13 protein-coding genes, 1 tRNA gene and 1 pseudogene are annotated in these 17,300 nt (G+C 37.2%); 10 read left to right on the plus strand and 5 right to left on the minus strand.

Annotated features, from left to right (window positions below):
* Positions 1-936 precede the first annotated feature (936 nt).
* Positions 937-1,620 (minus strand): HTH-type transcriptional repressor FabR, encoded by a 684-nt coding sequence (fabR, locus tag ACK1JC_RS16190; RefSeq protein ID WP_409512876.1) that lies wholly within the window; start codon positions 1,618-1,620, stop codon positions 937-939.
* Between the two features lie 147 nt (positions 1,621-1,767).
* Here fabR and ACK1JC_RS16195 point away from each other — a divergent pair, with 147 nt between their 5' ends.
* Positions 1,768-2,835 (plus strand): ferredoxin reductase, encoded by a 1,068-nt coding sequence (locus tag ACK1JC_RS16195; protein ID WP_409512877.1) that lies wholly within the window; start codon positions 1,768-1,770, stop codon positions 2,833-2,835.
* Between the two features lie 26 nt (positions 2,836-2,861).
* Positions 2,862-3,956 carry a fatty acid desaturase family protein gene (locus ACK1JC_RS16200; protein WP_409512878.1) on the plus strand — a complete coding sequence of 365 codons (1,095 nt, stop codon included), beginning with the start codon at positions 2,862-2,864 and terminating at the stop codon, positions 3,954-3,956.
* Positions 3,957-4,160: 204 nt separating this feature from the next.
* Here ACK1JC_RS16200 and ACK1JC_RS16205 read toward each other — a convergent pair.
* Both ACK1JC_RS16205 and ACK1JC_RS16210 read right to left on the minus strand, forming a co-directional pair.
* Positions 4,161-4,250, minus strand: a tRNA-Ser gene (locus tag ACK1JC_RS16205).
* Between the two features lie 338 nt (positions 4,251-4,588).
* The gene (locus ACK1JC_RS16210; protein WP_409512879.1) at positions 4,589-5,290 is read right to left on the minus strand and encodes an SIMPL domain-containing protein; all 702 of its coding nucleotides are present in this window, start codon (positions 5,288-5,290) and stop codon (positions 4,589-4,591) included.
* Positions 5,291-5,768: 478 nt separating this feature from the next.
* Between ACK1JC_RS16210 and ACK1JC_RS16215 the strand changes: the two genes are divergently transcribed.
* The 8 genes from ACK1JC_RS16215 (at position 5,769) to sohB (ending at position 16,456) form a co-directional block, all read left to right on the plus strand.
* The gene (locus tag ACK1JC_RS16215; RefSeq protein WP_409512880.1) at positions 5,769-7,142 is read left to right on the plus strand and encodes a diaminobutyrate--2-oxoglutarate transaminase; all 1,374 of its coding nucleotides are present in this window, start codon (positions 5,769-5,771) and stop codon (positions 7,140-7,142) included.
* 1 nt (position 7,143) lies between these two features.
* Entirely contained in the window at positions 7,144-8,676 is a 1,533-nt protein-coding gene (locus ACK1JC_RS16220; protein ID WP_409512881.1) for a pyridoxal phosphate-dependent decarboxylase family protein, read from the plus strand.
* A gap of 1,094 nt (positions 8,677-9,770) precedes the next feature.
* Positions 9,771-10,790, plus strand: a complete 1,020-nt coding sequence (locus ACK1JC_RS16225) for a substrate-binding domain-containing protein (protein ID WP_409512882.1) — start codon at positions 9,771-9,773, stop codon at positions 10,788-10,790.
* Between the two features lie 143 nt (positions 10,791-10,933).
* Complete coding sequence (gene pstC, locus ACK1JC_RS16230) at positions 10,934-12,313, plus strand: phosphate ABC transporter permease subunit PstC (protein WP_409512883.1); 1,380 nt, start codon at positions 10,934-10,936, stop codon at positions 12,311-12,313.
* Positions 12,310-13,701, plus strand: a complete 1,392-nt coding sequence (pstA, locus tag ACK1JC_RS16235) for a phosphate ABC transporter permease PstA (protein ID WP_409512884.1) — start codon at positions 12,310-12,312, stop codon at positions 13,699-13,701. Before pstC ends, pstA begins: the two co-directional genes overlap by 4 nt.
* Before the next feature lie 13 nt (positions 13,702-13,714).
* Positions 13,715-14,650, plus strand: a complete 936-nt coding sequence (gene pstB, locus ACK1JC_RS16240; RefSeq protein ID WP_409512885.1) for a phosphate ABC transporter ATP-binding protein PstB — start codon at positions 13,715-13,717, stop codon at positions 14,648-14,650.
* Between the two features lie 117 nt (positions 14,651-14,767).
* Positions 14,768-15,403, plus strand: a complete 636-nt coding sequence (locus tag ACK1JC_RS16245; RefSeq protein WP_409512886.1) for a hypothetical protein — start codon at positions 14,768-14,770, stop codon at positions 15,401-15,403.
* Positions 15,404-15,493: 90 nt separating this feature from the next.
* A complete protein-coding gene (gene sohB, locus ACK1JC_RS16250) occupies positions 15,494-16,456 on the plus strand; it encodes a protease SohB (protein ID WP_409512887.1) in 963 nt (320 codons plus the stop codon).
* A 112-nt stretch (positions 16,457-16,568) separates the two neighbouring features.
* Here sohB and ACK1JC_RS16255 read toward each other — a convergent pair whose 3' ends face one another.
* Positions 16,569-16,913, minus strand: coding sequence for a hypothetical protein (locus tag ACK1JC_RS16255; RefSeq protein ID WP_409512888.1), 345 nt, complete (start codon positions 16,911-16,913; stop codon positions 16,569-16,571).
* A 298-nt stretch (positions 16,914-17,211) separates the two neighbouring features.
* Positions 17,212-17,300, minus strand: a pseudogene (locus tag ACK1JC_RS16260) (pyridine nucleotide-disulfide oxidoreductase); the annotation flags it as partial.

Consider the following 17,300-nt stretch of genomic DNA (forward strand, 5'->3'; position numbering starts at 1 on the left):
TGGCCGAAGACTTTTATAAGTTGGCTGCCTAGAATCTCCCAAGGGAAAGTCTCCTGATAATTCAGCGTATATCATATTAATGAGAATAGTCAATTTTCATTTAGTCATTTAGGGTATCTGATAAAAAATGATGAATTCACCGTTAAAGATATCAGTTCTAAATGGCTAAATATAAGTTTTACCAATAAAAATGGTAATAGAATTACTGGTTGGATTGCTTGTAATGATACAAATATCTGTAATAATTAAAAAAGCTTGATGTTTTGAAAATTGGCTTTAGCCATATTTCAAATTAGGGCAACTTTACGATTTTTGTATTTATTGAGTCGTGATCAAGAACAGAGTAGAGTGCTGTCTGAAATTTTTAATGCGTCTATATAACTAATTATTCAATATACGCTACGATATAAAAATATTCTTTTCCAAGAAATACTAAAACTGATGCAGTCGATTTATGCAAAAAAATGATGCATTTCTATAAAGAAGTTCATCATATATCTATGGTATGTAGGGTGCTCCATATTTTTAGAGTAATGTTGGATAATTGGACTTTACTTGAGACAAATACCGAACAATTAAATCAAACTACACAGGTAAATGCTCTCGTATTTAATATTTTAATAACCTTATAGGAACAACAATATTTTCTTAAGCCAAGGATATACTTTCCTTCTTTGAGAATATTTTACTTACGCTGTTGGCTATCACGTTATGTCAAAGACATTACATAAACGAAGTTGGACACGAAAAAAAGAGTTTACTCTACCAGCAAGTTTGTAGGTTAAGTAGAGCTATATTTAAACATTTCGCTAATTTAAAAGTGAATTCACATATTAAAAATATTGATCAAAACTTGAAGTAAACTCACAAACCAATGCTATTTATGTTGCAAAAACAATAAAGGTCTCATCTATTAAATAAGAATGATGATTGATTTTAACGCGTCCTTGAGTGATCTAAATGACGTGAACCTTCTAAAATCATATGAATCATAATAATGGTTTGTTCAGCTACTTCCTTACGTTCGTTCGCTGCCAAATCGATGACTTTTGCCCCCATATTAAATACCAATTGAGTAATGGCTTTTGCTGCAATTTCAGGATAAGCCAATTTACCATTATTCAAACGCTCTAAGCGAATTAGGTCATCTCGTAATTCTTGTTGAAAGAAACTAAGCTGATGATCAACAGCTTGCTTATATGATGTCGAACCAGTGTAACCTTCACGCAATAGTAGACTAAGATTACCTTCATCGGCATCTAATTGTTCAAGAAATACTTCAATCGAACTGCGAATCACACTGTTTTTCGGCGATGCTTTCAAGCGTGCTTCATGTAAAATCTGACGTAAAACTAAACCTGAACGCTCAATAAGTTCAATCGCAAGCTCATCTATATCTTTAAAATGTCGATAAAAACTGTTTGGTGCAATGCTAGCTTCACGAGCGACTTCACGCAAACTAAGAGATGCAATACTTTTCTGTGAACCAATTAAATTAAGCGCAGCCTGGAACAGCTCTTCTTTAGTGATTGTTGCTTTTCGACCCACAGTACGTGGTGGCAACTTTTCTAAATCTGTTTCATCAGAAATGGAAATATCAGAAGGGCTAGATGGTGACATGCGGTTCATATATATAAGAGATTCATAGAATTAAGGCATTATAGCTTCTGAACAGAGAATATGAAATGGAATGATACAATACACATGTATATACAAATATATATACATGTGTATAATAATTAAAATTCAGTCAAATAATGAGCAGATATGCACGCTATTGCTAAGCAAAAATCTCCTATAAATTCAATATTTGAAATGGTTGTTGGACGTCATCATACTAACTTTTGGTTACAAAAAATTAATCCATTGTGGTCAATTCATCAGGCACTTGGAAAAATTATTGAGAAGAATCAATCTGCTCAAGACACTATTAGCTTAACGATTGAGGTCAATCGTCATTTTAAAATGGGACAAGCAGGTCAGCACCATCCCGTAATTGTAGAAGTAAATGGACGTCGCTATGAACGCACTTATAGTTTGACGCAACTAGATGCTCATCGTGTTTTATTAACGGTTAAAAAAGTCGCGGAAGGCATTGTTAGTCAATGGTTGACTGAAACTGCTCAAATTGGTGATGTCCTTGAATTTGGTCAACCTTATGGTGAAATGTTGATTCCAAAGACTGAGCAACCGCTAGTTTTATTGGCGGCAGGCAGTGGTATTACACCAATGTATAGCTTGGTCAAAAAGTTGGCTGAACTTGGTCATTTAGGACAGAAATCTGTATGGTTAATGTATTGGGTTAAAAAGAATCAAGATGCTGTATTTAAAATGCGATTCGAAACAATAGCAGAGCAATATCCAAGTTTTAAATTTGACGTATTTTATACTCAAGAAAATCCTAGCGATGCTCGATTGAATGCTGAGTATTTAGATCAAATTCAATCATTAGAAAAAAGTATAGTTTATGTATGTGGGCCATCGGGTTTTGTAACGACAGCAGAACAGTTATTTAAAAAAGCACAACAATTTAAAAGTGAAGCATTTAGTTTAACACCAATTATTTCGGAAGAAACTGGCTTCATTAATGTGACATTAACGCAGTCAAATAAAGTAGTGGCGATTCCAAAAGGTCAATCCATTTTATTAGGTTTAGAGCAGCAAAATATTAAACCACAACACGGTTGTCGCATGGGTATTTGCAATAAATGTGCGTGTAATAAAGCACAGGGTTCAACGAAAAATCTAGTCAATGGTCAGGAAAATATGGAACCCAACAATTTGCTCAGAATTTGCGTTAATTCAGCACAAACCGATTTAGTTATCGATATTTAATTTTATAAAGTTAAGCGAGCTTTATCATGAATATGCCAGTTAAAATTCAATATTTCACCAATCCTAAAAATCGTGAGCTCACTCAGTCTGAGTTAGACGGTTTAGCACGAGAGTTAGACGCTATTAAGCAAGAGGTTTTAGATGATATTGGCGAAAAAGATGCCCAATATATTAAGAAAGTTTATGCTGCAATCCGTTATAGCAGTATTTTAGGTCGTGCATGTTTATTTGCAGGTTGGTTCCCACCAGCATGGATTATAGGTACGGGTTTACTCGGTTTTGCTAAAATTATGGAAAACATGGAACTTGGTCATAATGTCATGCATGGACAGTATGATTGGATGAATGATCCACGTTTTAATGGTACTAATTACGAGTGGGATATTGTCGGTACAGCAGACAATTGGCGTCAAACCCATAACTTTAAACACCATACCTATACCAATATTAAAGGTATGGATGATGATATTGGTTATGGATTGCTACGATTATTTCCTGAACAACGTTGGAAGCCCGGGTATTTGGTGCAACCTTTGTATGCCATTCCATTTTGCTTGTTGTTCCAATGGGGGGTTGCCATTCAAAACTTAGAAATTGGTAAAGTTTTTTACAAACGTAAAACTTGGGCGCAATTGAAAGAAGAATGGAAACCAACACAAAAGAAAATTGGTAAACAATTCTTTAAAGATTATTTCTTTTTCCCACTCATTGCAGGTCCCGCAGCACTACCTGTTTTGACGGGAAATATGGTTGCCAATGGCATACGGAATGTGTGGACATTTAGTATTATTTTTTGTGGACATTTCACCAAAGATGTCGAGGTTTTTCCTAAATCTGTTTTACAAAATGAAAGTCGTGGGCATTGGTATATGCGTCAAATTAGAGGTTCTTCAAATCTTACAGGTTCGGAAGCTTTTCATATTTTGACAGGTCATTTGAGTCATCAAATTGAACATCATTTATTCCCCGAAGTTCCTGCACGTCGTTACCGTAAAATGGCACCAAAAGTGCAAGCTGTATGTGAAAAATATGGATTGAATTATAACAATGCGAGTTTATTTAAGCAGTATGGCCAAGTTCTTGGTCGCATTGTGAAATATGCCTTTCCATTTAAAAAGTAAAACATTTTTCAAATATTTAGCTACTTTTAATGATTTCTTGTTGAAAGTGGCTTTTTTATTATAGAAATGGATGAAGACGGTCATTTGAATATTCTTGTGATCAATTTATAAAAAAAATAATAATAATTGGTATGCATAGATGAATTAAAGGATAATTTAAAGCAAAAAAGCCCTGACATTGTCAGGGCTTTTTTGCTTTAAATTTGGCGGAAGCGGTGAGATTCGAACTCACGGAGGACTCACACCCTCGTCGGTTTTCAAGACCGGTGCATTCAACCGCTCTGCCACGCTTCCATGGGCGCCATAATATAAATAAAAAAGGCTTTTGGCAATACAATTTATAAATAATGACTGTACTTTCTTGTCATTTAGTTACTTTTTATGCAAAAAGCTAGCAATGCTATATTTTACTTTAGCTTATATAGATTTAATCGAGCATTAAAAATATTATTCATGCGAAAAACCTAATGAATTAGATTGAGTTAACTGAAAACTCGATGATTAGCGATAAGTTTAGAGTCTTATTGATTTTTTTATCATTAAAAGCAAACAAAGACCGCACAATATGCGGTCTTTGTTTTAAATATTGACATTAGAGAGAGCTATACACTGAAATGATACTATGTATTGTTTTATTTAAACTGAATAGATCCGTTTGCACTCACGGTAATTTTTGATTCTCCAGCTGAAACATCTTGTACAGGTACTGAGTCCGCCATTTCCATTTTCGCCATACTTGCACGCATCATCATCGGTTGAGGATAAAAGTTACTTGTATTTAAGTTAATGCTGACAAGGTTATAGCCCGATTTATTCCACGCTTGAGCTAGGAGCTGAGCACGCTGTTGAAAGTTTTTTGATGCTTCTGCAATGAGCTCATTTTCAACTTTGCTACGCTGTTCATCTGAAACAGTAAAGTTAATTGAAGCTGTTTGAAAGCTTTGTTGCAGTTCACTAATGAGTTGGCTTGCAGCTTTGAAATCTTTACTTTCGATTTGGACTTCAGCACGACCACGCCATTCTTTTAGTTTTTGATTGTCATTGTCATAAATCGGGTAAGTGGTTTGTGAGCCTGTTTTCAATTGAACTGTTGGAAATTTTTTACCTAAAGCCGTAGCTTGGTTCATCAATTGGCTGATTTGAGCAGATAGTTCGGCAGGTTGCTTATGGCTTTTTTCAACAAAAAGGGTGGCATGCATTTCATCATTAGAGACTTGGCGTGTCGCATCTGCTTGTACATTTGCGATATTGTAATTGAGCGAGTTGTCATCGGCAAAAACACTTGTTGCAGTAACAATGCTAAGTAGTGCAGTGAAAGCAGTCAGTAAACGCATAAAAAAATTCCTAAAAAATACACAGATAATCGTAGTAAACTGATTGAAATATTAATTGGCATTGAAGGTGGATCGATGCATATTTTGTGGTGAATTTGTTTCAGAATGGTCTTCTTTTGCAAAGATGACTTATTTGAAATTTACTTTTTAATCATTTGTTTATTCTAAAAATGACGCAATAATGATCAAGTTGTGAAGGTGAAAAGTTGAAGATATTCTGTTTTAATATTTTCGTTCTATTGTCATCTATTTAAAAGATAATGAGAGTTCGGCTTGAAGTGAATGTTTTTTTCAATCAAGTTCAGGGAGATAAGTAGATAAATGCTATTTATTTTTTTGCAAAAAACTGTATCATCGCGCTCTTGGTTAAAAACAACATACAAATTTTTTAACTAAGTTCTCTATAAAGCACCGAGTCAAAGGACCGCAAGTCACCCGACTTATTTCTTTCAACCCATATCAGAGATGGTAATTCGATATGAGCGTTTCTTCTGTAAATCCTGCCCCTAATTCTACTAACGAATACTATTTAACTCGCCAAAGTCAGATGGAATCCAATGTTCGTAGCTATCCACGCAAATTGCCGTTGGCCATAGCAAAAGCTTTAGGGTGTTGGGTTACTGATGTTGAAGGTACAACGTACCTCGATTGTTTAGCTGGGGCAGGAACATTGGCATTAGGCCATAATCATCCTGCGGTAATTCAAAGTATCCAAGACACACTTGCAAGCGGTTTACCGTTGCATACTTTGGACTTAACAACGCCTTTAAAAGATGCATTTACCGAAGCACTACTTGAGCAATTGCCAGGTGGTAAAGCTGAGTATTGCTTACAGTTCTGTGGTCCATCTGGTGCAGATGGTACAGAGGCTGCAATTAAATTGGCAAAAACCTATACAGGTCGTAACACGGTCATCAGTTTTTCTGGTGGTTACCATGGTATGACGCACGGCGCTTTGGCAATGACAGGTAACTTATCTGCTAAAAATGCGGTAAATGGTTTAATGCCAGGCGTACAGTTTATGCCGTATCCACATGAATACCGTTGCCCACTCGGCATTGGTGGTGAAGCGGGTGTAGATGCTTTAACGTATTTCTTTGAAAATTTCATTGAGGATGTTGAAAGCGGTGTAACTAAACCTGCAGCTGTGATTCTTGAAGCGATTCAAGGAGAAGGCGGTGTGGTAACAGCACCTGTAAAATGGTTGCAAAAAATCCGGGAAGTGACTGAGCGTCATAACATCGTACTGATTCTTGATGAAGTACAAGCAGGTTTTGCACGTTCAGGTAAAATGTTTGCCTTTGAACATGCGGGTATTGAGCCTGATGTTGTGGTGATGTCTAAAGCAGTGGGTGGTAGCTTACCACTTGCAGTGTTAGGGATTAAACGTAAGTTTGATGCTTGGCAGCCTGCTGGTCATACGGGTACTTTCCGTGGTAACCAACTTGCAATGGGTACAGGTCTTGCAACGATCAAAACCATTCAAGAACAAAACCTTGCCCAAAATGCGCAAGAACGTGGTGATTTTTTACAAGCTGAATTTAAAAAATTAGCGGTTGAATTCCCATGTATTGGTAATGTTCGTGGTCGTGGTTTAATGCTTGGTGTTGAAATTGTAGATGAGCGCCAGAAAGCAGACCATATGGGTTCACTTCCGGGTGACTCACAATTGGCAGCAGCGATTCAAACAGCTTGTTTTAACAACAAATTGTTGTTAGAAAAAGGTGGTCGTGGAGGCACAGTCATTCGCTTACTTTGCCCATTGATTATTACACATGATGAATGTGTAGAAGCTGTGGCTCGCTTTAAGAAAGCAATTGCTGAAGCTCTAGTTGCTACTCGAGGCGCATAATATGGTTGATTTTGCAGAACATCGTAAAGCGTTATTCTGCAATGATGCACAATCCATTGCTGACTATCAGTCAGTGATGGGCGAGGCGGTAAAAGCCGTTTCTGCATGGTTGCAAAACGATAAAATGTATACTGGTGGTAGCATAAAAGAGCTACGTAGTGCAATTGCATTTAACCCTTCAAAAGAAGGTATGGGTGTACAAAAATCACTTGATCGTATGGTGGAATTATTTTTAAACAAAAGTTTAAAAGTTCACCATCCGCATTCATTAGCGCATTTACATTGTCCAACAATGGTGACAAGCCAAATCGCAGAAGTACTCATCAATGCGACGAACCAATCGATGGATTCATGGGATCAAAGTCCTGCGGGTTCTTTGATGGAAGTTCAGTTGATTGATTGGTTACGTCAAAAAGTAGGCTATGGTGCAGGTCAGGCAGGTGTATTCACTTCGGGTGGTACACAGTCAAACCTTATGGGCGTACTTTTAGCACGTGATGCATGCATCGCAAAAAACTGGAAAGATGAAAACGGTAATCCGTGGTCTGTTCAGCGTGATGGCGTACCAGGTGACGCAATGCGTAACGTTAAAGTGATTTGTTCTGAAAATGCACATTTTTCAGTACAAAAGAATATGGCGATGATGGGTATGGGCTTCCAATCTGTCGTAACTGTTCCTGTGAACGAAAATGCTCAGATGGATGTTGATGCACTCGAAAAAACCATGGCTCATCTTCAAGCAGAAGGTAAGATTGTGGCATGTGTAGTGGCAACTGCAGGTACAACTGATGCAGGTGCTATTGATCCATTGAAAGAAATTCGTGAAATCACCAACAAATATGGCGCATGGATGCACATCGATGCGGCTTGGGGTGGTGCTTTAATTTTATCGAATGATTTCCGTGATATGTTAGATGGTATTGAACTTTCTGATTCGATTACGCTTGATTTCCATAAGCATTATTTCCAAACTATTTCGTGCGGTGCATTCTTGCTTAAAGATGAAGCGAACTATCGTTTCATGCATTATGAAGCTGAGTACTTGAACTCGGCTTATGATGAAGAGCATGGCGTACCGAACCTTGTGTCGAAATCACTACAAACAACACGCCGTTTCGACGCGTTGAAATTGTGGATGACGGTGGAAGCATTAGGTGAAGAGCTTTATGGTTCAATGATTGATCATGGTGTAACTTTAACGCGTGATGTTGCAGCCTATATTACTGCAACTGATGGCTTAGAAATGCTCGTTGATCCTCAGTTTGCATCGGTGTTATTCCGTGTGATTCCTACAGGTTATCCTGTTGAATTATTAGATACACTCAATCAAAACGTAGCAGATGAATTGTTTGCTCGTGGCGAAGCAAACATTGGTGTGACTAAAGTCGGTCAAAATCAATCTTTGAAAATGACGACTTTAAGCCCAGTAGCAACTTTAGATAACGTGAAAAACTTGCTTGCACTTGTGCTTGCAGAGGCTGATCGTATTAAAGGGCCAATTGCTGATGGTACTTATGTGACAGCATTAGATTAATGTCTTTGTTGTTGTAGAACATAAAAAAAGGAGCTCTATAGAGCTCCTTTTTTTATAGCGGATTAGATTAAGATCTATATGATTATGGTATTTTTACCAACTTTGGTTCTTTCCATGTGCCATCAATAATACTTTGCTCAGGCCAAGAAATACGTATGATGGATGCAAATACTCCAATAGTTGTAGGAAGCTAATGGGCTTTTTTATCCGAACTTGGTGCTTCATTTTGTAAGTATAGCGTGACTGAGCTATCTAGATTTTTTGTCAGATTTGGAATCATAGATGAGTTAATTAAATTATGATTCAGTCCATTTGCATAAATAGACTTTGTGGTATAGCGTACATGCTCATTGATCAAAATGATTTTGCAGATGGTAGCTGACCTTTAAAGAAGTCAGTTTGTATTTATTTTTACTAGCTAAAAGTTGCCCTAGTATGATCCCAATTTGTTTGAACTTATTAATGAGTTTTTTATTTGGATGAATATTTTCATATGAAATCCATAACATTAAAAAATTCAGGTGAAGTTTTATACTTTTCAGAGATTAAGAGTTCAATAAAATCAATCTTTGGTGCTGCTTTGGAAGTGGGTTGACCAAAAAATGCCGATAATGGTATGACCTTACAAGAAAGTTTATACACTAATTATTACATCTGCTCGATGCTCAGTTTAACCTACGCTTTTTCATATACTTCAAATATAACATCTTATATTTTTAATTTTATTAAAAAATAAATTTTATATTATATTTTCTTGAATTTATACTATTGATTTAATTGTATAAAAATTAAATGAGTTATGTTTATCTGTGTTTTTATTTAGTTTATCTACATTATCTGGTGCTAGATATATTGTGATTTAAAATTTTAATATTTCATAGTGTGATGTGTATCAATGGATTTTATTTGATTGTTTTTTTAATTTTATTTGGTCTTAGAAATTCAATAGTCATATTAAAAATTAATCCATCATCAAAGCGTCATAGAACTGTCACTTAATTGTCATATTTTAAAATCAAAATGTGGTCATGGAAAAGTACACAACAATTATTCGTGGCGTACTTCAATACCGCAATTGATAAAGAGAGAAAAGAATGCGCTTAAATCATATCGTACTGGCTTTGGCAGTTTCTGGGGTAACCGTTGCAGCAAATGCAGCTCGTGATACCATTCAAATTGCAGGTTCTTCGACTGTACTTCCTTATGCAAGTATTGTAGCGGAAGAATTTGGTAACACATTCCCACAGTTTAAAGCACCTGTAGTTGGCTCAGGTGGTAGTTCTGCGGGTTTGAAACAATTCTGTTCAGGCGTGGGTGATAATACAATTGATATCGCAAATGCGTCACGTAAAATTAAAGATACTGAAATTGCAGCATGTAAAAAAGCAGGCGTGAATCAAATTTTAGAAATTAAAATTGGTTATGACGGTATTGTATTTGCATCGAACTCAACAAAAGCTGCCTATAAATTACGTCCACAGCATGTATTTGCAGCTTTAGCCGCTGAGTTACCATCCAATGGTAAACTTGTTCCAAACCCATATACGCGTTGGAATCAAATTGATAAATCATTACCAAATGAACCGATTACTTTAGTTGTTCCTGCATCGAATCATGGTACACGTGAAGTGTTCCAAGAAAAAATGGTTGAAGCAGGATGTGAATCTTACGATTACTTCAAAAAGCTAGATAAAGATGCACAGAAGAAAGCCTGCTCAAACTTCCGTAAAGACGGTAAAGTAATTGAAATTGCAGGGGACTACACAGAAACATTGGCACGTTTGAAAACATCTCCAAGTGCAGTTGGTGTCTTTGGTTTGGGTTTCTATGATCAAAACCGTGACAAGTTACGTGTGGCAACAGTGAATAATGTCGTTCCTTCTGAGCAAACCATTTTGAATGGTTCTTATCCTGTATCTCGTCCTTTATACTTTTATGTAAAAGGTGAACACTTGAAATCAATTAAGGGCTTATCTCAGTTCACTGAATACTTCTTAAATAAAAAGGTTTCAGGTAAAGGTTCAAAACTAGATAAAGCAGGTCTAATTTCAATGTCTGATGCAGAACGTGCAAAAGTACTTGCAGCGTTTAAAGCGGGTCAAGGCGTGAAGTAAGAAATAATAACGAAGCTGATGGTTGAATGATGAGCCATCAGCTTTTTTGCTAAGTAGCATTTTTCAACTTTGAGTATTTAGGACATGACGTATTTTAAGCATCAAGTCATTAAAACATTAAGTAGAAAAATAGTGGAGAATATATGAATCTGCTCCTCATTGGTGTTTTGCTGGCTTTGGTGGCAGTTGCATATCAAATTGGACTAAGAAAAAGTCTAAGCCTGTCGGGCAAAGGAAATAATTCGGCAATTTTACATTCACGACCAGGCTACTATGGTGCTTTGGTCGCATTGTGGTGTGGTATTCCAGCATTTCTAATTTTGTTGGTTTGGAACATTGTTGAACCGAGCATTTTACAACATTATATTTTACAAAATGTACCTGCGACTATTGCATCAGGACTCGATGAAGCGGGTGTTAATGTTTTGGTTGATCGTGTTCAGGCGATTGCTTCAGGTTTTGGTGTCACCGATACTCCTGCAGCTTATGAGCTTGCAGCGGCGCAACAACTTTCAAACATTCAGCAGATTGGTAATTATGCCAAATTTGCGGTGGTGATTTGTGTTGCCATTGGTGGGTTATTATGGGCAAAGAAAAAAATATCCCAACAATATCGTGCCCGTAATCAGGTTGAAAAATCAATTAATGTCGCTCTAATTTTATGTTCAAGCGTGGCTATTTTGACCACTATTGGCATTGTGATGTCAATGTTTTCTGAAGCATTGCACTTCTTTAAATTTGTTAGTCCAATTGACTTTTTCTTTGGTACAGAGTGGAATCCTGGTTTTAGTACCTCGGGTAATGCTGAAGGTAGTTATGGTTTGCTTCCCCTGCTTTGGGGTACCTTGATGATCAGTGCGATTGCACTTTTGGTCGCAGTGCCATTGGGTTTGATGATTGCAATTTATTTGGCTGAATATGCATCTCCACGCTTTCGTGCATGGGCGAAGCCTGCCATTGAAGTCTTAGCGGGGATTCCAACCATTGTATATGGCGTGTTTGCCATGATGGTGCTTGGACCCGTATTTAAAGCATTGGGCGCAACGGTTGGACTTGAAATTAATGCCACGAGTGCATTAACTGCAGGTTTTGCCATGGGCATTATGATTATCCCGTTTGTTTCATCATTATCAGATGACATTATTACCCAAGTGCCACGTTCACTGCGTGATGGTTCATTGGGTTTAGGCGCAACCAAGTCTGAAACCATTCGTCGCGTTGTTTTGCCAGCGGCTTTACCCGGCATTACTGGAGCATTTTTACTTGCTGTTTCTCGTGCGGTCGGTGAAACCATGATCGTGGTACTTGCCGCAGGGAACAGCCCTTTACTACATGCCAATCCATTTGAAGCAGTTTCAACAGTTACAGTGACCATTGTGAAACAGTTAACTGGTGATACAGATTTTGCAAGTCCGCAAGCATTGGTCGCATTTGCACTCGGTTTAACCTTGTTTGTGATTACGCTATGTCTGAATATTATTGCACTGTACATCGTGCGCAAATACCGTGAGCAATACGAATGAGTACATCAAATACATCTTCCGTGGATCAGGTATTTGACCCACGTGTTGCGGCAGAGCAACGAGAAAAGCGTAAAGCCAAAATTGCATCTTCTTTGGCAAAGCGTCATCGTACAGAAAAAATATTCCGCATTGTAGGGTTGGGTTCGGTCATTATTGGTTTGGCATTTGTCGCAATACTCTTTACTAGCATTATGTACAAGGGAATGCCTGCATTTTGGCAAGCAAGTATGACTGTTCCTGTATATTTTGATCCTGCTGTAATTGATGTTGGACCACGACCGACACAGAAAGTGGGTGAAAGTCCTGCACAGTTTGAAGAGCGCTTTGTCGATTGGCAAACCAAAATGGGTATGGTCGATTGGGATGCTTTGATTGTGAATGGTATTATTGCCAAAGATCCTGCACTTGAAAAGCAACGAGATGAGCTGAGTGAAATTTATACGAGTTCAGAAGCCTATCGTGTCCGTGATATGGTGATGAAAGATCCTGCGATGATTGGGAAAAAAATTGATATCAATTTCCTTGCTGATGCCAATATTGATGTTTGGCTCGCTGGAAATATTGACCGTACTTTACCCGATGAGCAGCAACAATTAAGTCCTGAAATTCGTAAACTTTCAGATGATTTGGCTGCCAAAGGTATTATTGAGCGGACGTTTAACACTCAATTATTTACTAATCCTGATTCTCGCAGTTCTCCTGCAACCGCAGGTTTGGCAGGTGCATTCATGGGCTCGCTGTTTATGATGCTCATCGTGATTGCAATCGCGATTCCACTCGGTGTGGCAAGTGCGATTTATCTTGAAGAATTTGCACCAAAAAATTTCATCACTGACATTATTGAAGTCAATATTAATAATCTTGCTGCTGTACCTTCAATTGTGTTCGGTTTATTGGGTGCTGCCATCTTTATTGGTTGGATGCATTTACCTATTTCGGCACCTTTAGTCGGAGGTTTAGTTTTAAGTTTAATGACTTTACCGACGGTGATTATTACTACACGAGCATCATTAAAAGCTGTTCCACCATCCATTCGCCAAGCAGCGTTGGGTATTGGTGCATCACGTATTCAAACAACTTTCCATCATGTTTTACCTTTGGCAATGCCGGGAATTATGACTGGTGCAATTATTGGTATCGCACATGCATTGGGTGAAACGGCACCATTGTTACTGATTGGTATGAGTGCCTTTGTTGCAAATATTCCTGTATCTCCAATGGATCAGGCAACGGCATTACCTGTTCAGGTGTATTTATGGCAGGGCAATGAACTACGTAACTTCTTTGAAGGGCGTACAGCGGCGGCAATTATTGTTTTACTTGCACTAATGGTGGGCTTAAACAGTCTTGCAGTTTGGTTACGTAAGAAATTTGAAGTTCGTTGGTAAATGAGAGCATATTATGAATAGCGTAGACACTAAAAACGCCCTTGAACAGGGTAATACGAATAGGCTTGAACAGGATAACAACGTGAATTCAGATCCATCGCAATTTACTTCGGCTGAAACAAGACAAAAACAAGCAAGTGTATCTTTGGCTTCACAGTTTGATGCACCTGTACCACAGCCTGCAAAACAACCTACAGTCAAACTCAGCGCAAATGATGTACATGTCTATTATGATGAAGCTGAAGCGATTAAAGGGATTGATTTACAGATTTATGAACATGAAGTGATTGCATTTATTGGGCCTTCAGGTTGTGGGAAATCAACGTTCCTACGTACATTGAACCGTATGAATGATACGATTGATTCATGTCGTGTTACAGGTAAAGTGTTATTAGATAATCAGGATATTTATGATCCAAATTTAGATGTTGTTTTACTACGTGCACAAGTAGGGATGGTATTTCAAAAGCCCAATCCATTTCCAAAATCAATTTTTGACAATGTTGCCTATGGGCCTAAATTACATGGTCTTGCACGTGATAAATATGACATGGAAGAAATTGTTGAAAATAGTTTACGTAAAGCGGGCTTGTGGGATGAAGTGAAAGATCGTTTGAATCAACCTGGTACAGGTTTATCTGGTGGTCAACAACAACGCTTATGTATTGCACGTACCATTGCAGTCAGCCCAGATGTCATTTTGATGGATGAGCCTTGTTCGGCACTCGATCCAATTGCAACGGCAAAAGTGGAAGAACTGATTTCTGAATTGTCGAAACAATATACCATTGCGATTGTGACGCATTCGATGCAGCAAGCTGCACGTGTTTCAGACCGTACTGCATACTTCCATTTGGGTGATTTAATTGAAGTCAATGCGACTGAAAAAGTCTTTACTTCTCCTGATCATCAACTAACTGAAGCTTATATTACAGGTCGTTTTGGTTAATCTGATATAGTGGTTTTAAAAATTCACTAGATGATTTAAATTTAAAAATATTTAAAAACAGAGCTTTATGGCTCTGTTTTTTGTTAGGATAAGTTACTGACATGGCGATAAACAAGAGTGATTGCAATAAGTGAAGAACAAAAAAGATTGAATATTATGCGGGAAGCACAAAGCAACCTATACATTTCTATTTTTTCGACAAAATACGTTGCAGAGTATTTCGCTTTAGCAATGGTTTTTGTGAGTATTTGTCTAGCGATTTTCATTCCATATATAGGGTTATTCCCAACTTCACAAAGCAAAAGTATGAGTAATTATCATCGTTGGTTGTATGATCTCTTTGTGATTGTTAGTTCTTGCATGGGACCAATACTATATTTTATTTTTAAGCACAAAATGCAGCATTATAAGGTTCGACAACATTGGTATACATATGTGAAAGCACATGCAATATTTAAAAAATATAAACATGATTTGGCTGTGAAACATGGAAAGAAAAAGTATCTTGTGGGTTTGTGGTCGGAAAGAGTATTTTTAATTCTGATGATTGTAGGTTTGATTATGATCTACGCGTTTATTGTACCGAGTGGAAATTCTAGGCGGGGAGGTTTATTCATTCAAGCATGGTGGCCGATTAGCGCGGGGGTGATAGCTCTTTTATATTATGCTGTTTTTTGGCTATACTTTAGACTATTTGCTTCAGCAGAGATCAACAGACAATATCAAGCACTAGAGCGAAGTGACTTACATTAACAGAATAAAAAACAAATGACTATTGAAAAAATTCTGCATTGACCTAATCTAAATTAAATATGTGTATTATTTTTAGAGATTATAAATTCTATGTTATTTCATTTACCCAAAGTTCCTGCGGAAATTCGCATCAGTCATTTAAATGAGCGTATTAATGAACAACGCAAAAAAATTGCACAAACAACTGCTTCTAAATTTGAATTATTACAATTAACACAACAGCTTTCGAAGGAAGCTCGAGCACGTAAAAAGAACAACCAAAAAATCTATGTTTTAGATTTTAAAGGCGATATACAAGCATCAGCTGTAGAAAATTTACGTGAAGAAATTACCCTGATTTTAGCCACGGCAAAAGCAGGTAAAGATCGTGTAGTTGTTCGCTTGGAAAGTCCGGGTGGAGCAGTGCATGGTTATGGATTGGCTGCTGCTCAATTGGTACGTCTACGTGATGCAGGTTTTCATTTGACCATTTGTGTCGATAAAGTTGCTGCAAGTGGTGGTTATATGATGGCATGTATTGCTACTGAGATTATCTCGGCGCCATTTGCTGTCGTTGGTTCTATTGGTGTAGTTGCACAAGTACCGAATTTTAATCGTTTATTGAAAGAGCATCATGTCGATTTTGAACTGTATACGGCAGGGCAATTTAAACGTACAGTGACTATGTTCGGTGAAAATACTGAAGAAGGTAAAGCTAAGTTCGAAGAAGAATTGCAACAAACGCATGTTTTATTTAAGCATTTTATCGAAAAATACCGTCCACAATTGAATGTTGAAAAAGTGGCAACAGGTGAGCATTGGTATGGGCAAGATGCAAAAGGCTTAAATCTTGTGGATCAATTGAAAACATCTGATGAATATTTGTTGGGTTTACTGGCACAACATGATGTCTATGTAATTCAAACACGCCGTAAACCAACTTTGGGTGAAAAGCTAGGTCTACAAGCAGTACAAATGGCAGATACATTAATTCCATCGATATTGAGTAAAGTCGTTGATAGCTTAGCGAAAGCCAATACTTCTTTAGTACAAATGCGTGATCCTAAGCTTTAAGTTAAATGAAACATTTTGATATAGTTATGATAAATTGAATACATTAAAAAAGGCAAATCATAAAGATTTGCCTTTTTTTATTTTGAATGAATAAAAAATAAAATGCTAAAAATTAGTTCTTAGCAGCTTCTTTTACATCTGCAGCACCTTGTTCAACTGCACCAGCAGCAGTTGCAGTTGCAGTTTTAGCGGCATCTACAGTCGCTGTAGCAGCATGATCTGCAGCATTTGCAACATGATCTGCGGCATTTACAGTTGCAGCAGCTGTGTTATCTACAGCAGTTGCAGTTGCATTCGCAGCATCGCTTGCGGCATTTTGAAGATCTTGACCCGCTTGAGTTGCAGCATTTTCTAAGTGCTGACCTGCTGTCGCACCTGTTTCAGGCGCCTTTTCTTTGTTACAACCTACTAGCGCAACAGTAGCAGCAAGACCTAAAGCAACAAGTAACTTATTCATTTATTTTACCTTTATTGAGCTATTATTGTGATCCATAACACGATGGACAATTTAATATAAACAAGTTATACGAAAAATAAAAATAAAAATTTGTTAATGATTGGTTTATCTTAATGATTGATTTTGTTCTTTAGTTTTAATTGATAAGGATACGAAAGTATTTGCGAGTGGATAATATATCTTAATTTGTAGATTAAAATTCACGCATTAAAAAAGCCTCCTATAATTTAAAATAGGAGGCTATATATGGGGTTATTTTCTTTAAAGAGAATGAAATAATTACATTCTAGTTAAACACTTACTGTCCATTACGCATCATATAATCAAAAGCAGATAACGCCGCTTTCGCACCTTCACCCGATGCAATAATGATTTGCTTGTACGGTA

This window comes from Acinetobacter sp. TY2 (genome assembly GCF_046269225.1).
GTDB lineage: Bacteria > Pseudomonadota > Gammaproteobacteria > Pseudomonadales > Moraxellaceae > Acinetobacter.